This is a genomic window from Ciceribacter azotifigens (genome assembly GCF_048159625.1).
Lineage (GTDB): Bacteria > Pseudomonadota > Alphaproteobacteria > Rhizobiales > Rhizobiaceae > Allorhizobium > Allorhizobium azotifigens.
The window spans coordinates 1-3,451 of sequence record NZ_JBLQTA010000041.1 but is presented as its reverse complement, the minus strand read 5'-3'; the positions used below and the strand labels follow the sequence as shown (position 1 = coordinate 3,451).

The window sequence follows — 3,451 nt, the reverse complement described above, 5'->3', positions numbered from 1 at the left end:
CGCAACAACGACTTCTTCGCGCAGTGGGCCGACCGGTCGCCAGTCTCCAATTGCGTCTCGATATTTCACACATTGCCGAACAGGTGTTCTTTGTCGATTCCAGCGGCCACGGTGTAGTTGGGGTCAACCATGTTACCCAGCCGCACACGCCCACATTGGCTTAGCAACATGTAAGCCTCGAACCGGTCATAACCGAACTCCTCGGCCATCCAGAGAACGAGGTCGCGATAGGCTATGCGCGCGGCATCCTCCATCGGTCGGGCGCTGCCCACTGACATAATTCGGTGGTCAGACTCGATGCGCGGCCAGCGAATAGGCCAGTCCTGGATCAGGTCTATGACGATTGTGGTCTCGCTGGCATGCTCGATCGCGTTGCCCGAAAGCTCGCCATCACCCTGTGTCGCATGGACGTCGCCAAGGAAAAGATAGGCCCCCTCAGTGCGCACGGGCAGATAAATGACGCTGCCCGGACGTGTCTCGGGTAGGTCCATGTTGCCGCCATGGCTGGCTGGAACGAGGGAACTGATCGAGTCGATCTGCGGCGATAGTCCAATCGTACCAATGAATGGATCGTAAGGTAGACGCAACCGGTCGCTCCAGTAGACCCACTTCTCGTCCACNCGGACGTGTCTCGGGTAGGTCCATGTTGCCGCCATGGCTGGCTGGAACGAGGGAACTGATCGAGTCGATCTGCGGCGATAGTCCAATCGTACCAATGAATGGATCGTAAGGTAGACGCAACCGGTCGCTCCAGTAGACCCACTTCTCGTCCACATCGACCTTGCGCACGACCTCTGGCAGAGGCTCGTTTAGCGTTGCCGTAAGGTCGGTGCCGACAAGGCCACCGAGTTCACGAATGAGGCAGGTTGTACCGCGTGGCTGGCTGCCGCGCGGCACGATCTGCTCAACATAGACGGCCAGCACGTCACCCTTGCGTGCGCCTTCGACCCGAATAGGCCCATTCTGCGGATTGCCGAAGGGCATTTCAAGGATGTCCGAGGGCCGGTCATTTTCCGACTTGATGCGTCCGCCAAAGGCGTCAAGCGTCTCGACGATAATCCGATCGCCCGGCGCCACCTCAAGTACCGGGTCCGCATAAGGGCCTAGTGTGTATTTGAATTCGCCCTGCGCTGCCTCGTCCAATCGGTGAGTACAGCCGACACGTGCCCCTGCCACGCCGCGGTTGCGCATGATCGATTTGGCCAACCAAGGCGTCTCCTCAAACGGTAGATGCATGCTACGACTCCTCGATGTAGCGCTCCTCAATTGTATTCCCTACAAGGCGGTATTCCGATGCAACCCGCCATCCTTCTTCGCGCTGACGCGCTACATATCCAATGCTGGACTGTTCCCTAGAATGGACGGCGCCTGGAAATCGGTGCCGGTTTGCTTCCCTCTCTTATTTGCATAGCCTGCATAGCAGGCACGCTGCCGAATCTGCCGAAATGCTAGGGTCAGTTCCTATCTCAAGGACGATGTGTCGAAATTACCACCAGATCACTTATTGGAATACCTATTATACCAAATAGAACCATGCTGCATTCGAATGTCAAGATGGAATTCATGTCTCTCGTGCGGAAACTTCAGTGCCGAATGGTGCTATTGCACGACAAGGTCCCGCGCCCACCGAGCAGTGAGGCGGCTGCAGCCCGAGGCGGACAGCATGGCACGTCAGTCAGCCTATCCCTGTAGCGAGAGCCGGGCTTCCCACACCGACCAGTATTGTTCGACAACGTCTTTAAGGTGCGCGCGCATGGCCTCTTCAGCTGCCTCCTTGTCGGCGGCAGCGATCGCTTCGAAGATGCGCGTGTGCGCATCGATGGCCTTCTGTGGCGATCCGGGATGCAGCATCGCGATCTGCCGTTGTTCGTACAGCCATTCTGACAGGCCGCTGTAGGTCGCGTCGATCACCGGATTGTGCGCGATCTCGACGATTCGGGCGTGAAAGGCGTTATCGGTTTCATTGAAGCTGCGCCTGTCGTGAACTGCTACTCGGTTGGCGTTCAGCGCCTGCAGCAAGGCTTTGATGTCTTCTGGGGTAGCATTTGCAGCCGCGTGACGCACGAGTGCGACTTCCAACAGAACGCGCGCGTCTTGGAACATCCGCACTCCGTCGTTCGTGGCCATCAGCGAACGAGCCACACCAGATAACTCATCGATAAGAATATCAGGTGTGGGAGTGGTGACGCGAGCAGGCTCGCCGCTCTTGACGGAGACGAGTCCCATTTTTCTCAGCGCGAACAACGCCTCACGCACCGCCGGACGACCGACGCCGAATTCTTCCATGATCTTGCGCTCAGAAGGCAGATGGTCGCCTGGCGCATAGTCACCGGCGTGGATCCGGCGCTCAAGTTCGGACGCGATGTCTTCGTACAGTTTCCGTCGACGAATTCCGTTTCGCGCCATACCTGTGCATTGCCCTTTTTGCCTATTTGTCAGTGATATCCGCAAATCGATGATCTCGGAAGGGCTATCGCTGGCAAATGTCAGGCCCTTGCCGCTCCCTGCGTTTTTCCAAGTGCCAAGCATCCAACCAGTGAAACGCACTGTCAGTCTGGCTGGGCACATATTCGCACCCAACCCAACCATCATAGCCTAACTGCTCGAGCGTTGCGAAGATGTACGGGTAATTGATCTCGCCGGTTCCAGGTTCGTGCCGGCCAGGTGTATCGGCGATCTGCACATGACCGATCACGTTGATATGTGCGGCCAGCGTATTTGCAAGTTCGCCCTGAATGCGTTGCAGGTGATAGATATCGGCCTGCAGTTTCAGATTGGTCCTGTCGACTGCGGCGATCACCTCAAGTGCGCGGGGGATGCCATCTAGGTAGTATCCTGGCATGTCGTGTGGATTGAGTGGCTCAATGAGCAGTATCACTTCGTCGACGGCGGCCCGGTCAGCGGCATAGCGCAGATTGTCCACATAGGTTGCGTATAGCACGTCGGAATCGTTCCGTCCGGCAGAGCGTCCCGCCATCACGTGCAGGTGTCTACAATCGAGCGCGCTGGCATATTCCAGCGCGAGTTCAACGCTTTCACGAAATTCCGCGGTACGTTCGGGCAAGCACGCGAGGCCACGGTCGCCATTTTCCCAATTGCCGGGCGGTAGGTTGAACAGCACCTGCGTCAGGCCGTTAGTGTGCAGCTGCTCCACCAGTTCCGCAGGACGCCAAGAGTACGGAAACAGGAACTCCACCCCCTCAAATCCGGAACGAGCGGCGAGCGCGAACCGTTCTAGAAAGGCGTTCTGAGAGAATAACATGGACAGGTTCGCAGCAAACCGAAGTGTTGTCCGTGCCTGCGTTTGAAATCTTGTCATGGGTGGTTGGCACCGCTGATTTTCAGCATAAATTTGATACCACGATAGCGAAGTGTCGTTTCAATGTAAAGGGCCGTTCACTGTGCCTAGCGGTGATCCACAAGATGGATCGCTCTACGATTCAATTCGATC

The 3,451-nt window shown here is 57.1% G+C and carries 2 protein-coding genes and 2 pseudogenes; all 4 read right to left on the bottom strand.

Annotation, left to right across the window (positions count from 1 at the left end; genetic code table 11):
- Positions 1-65 precede the first annotated feature (65 nt).
- Positions 66-605 (bottom strand): annotated as a pseudogene (locus tag ACM6UT_RS23020) (acetamidase/formamidase family protein); the annotation flags it as partial.
- Between the two features lie 142 nt (positions 606-747).
- A pseudogene (locus ACM6UT_RS23015) lies at positions 748-1,191 on the bottom strand (acetamidase/formamidase family protein); the annotation flags it as partial.
- 489 nt (positions 1,192-1,680) lie between these two features.
- Complete coding sequence (locus ACM6UT_RS23010) at positions 1,681-2,529, bottom strand: FCD domain-containing protein (protein WP_416799605.1); 849 nt, start codon at positions 2,527-2,529, stop codon at positions 1,681-1,683.
- On the bottom strand, positions 2,471-3,262 hold the full coding sequence (gene otnI / locus ACM6UT_RS23005; protein WP_416799604.1) for a 2-oxo-tetronate isomerase: 792 nt from the start codon (positions 3,260-3,262) through the stop codon (positions 2,471-2,473). The genes ACM6UT_RS23010 and otnI overlap by 59 nt, the downstream gene beginning before the upstream one ends.
- Positions 3,263-3,451: the final 189 nt, after the last annotated feature.

Coding starts and splice junctions, on each gene's coding strand:
- otnI (WP_416799604.1), bottom strand. CDS start 3,262: ATGTTATTCTCTCAGAACGCCTTTCTAGAACGGTTCGCGCTCGCCGCT.
- ACM6UT_RS23010 (WP_416799605.1), bottom strand. CDS start 2,529: ATGCTTGGCACTTGGAAAAACGCAGGGAGCGGCAAGGGCCTGACATTT.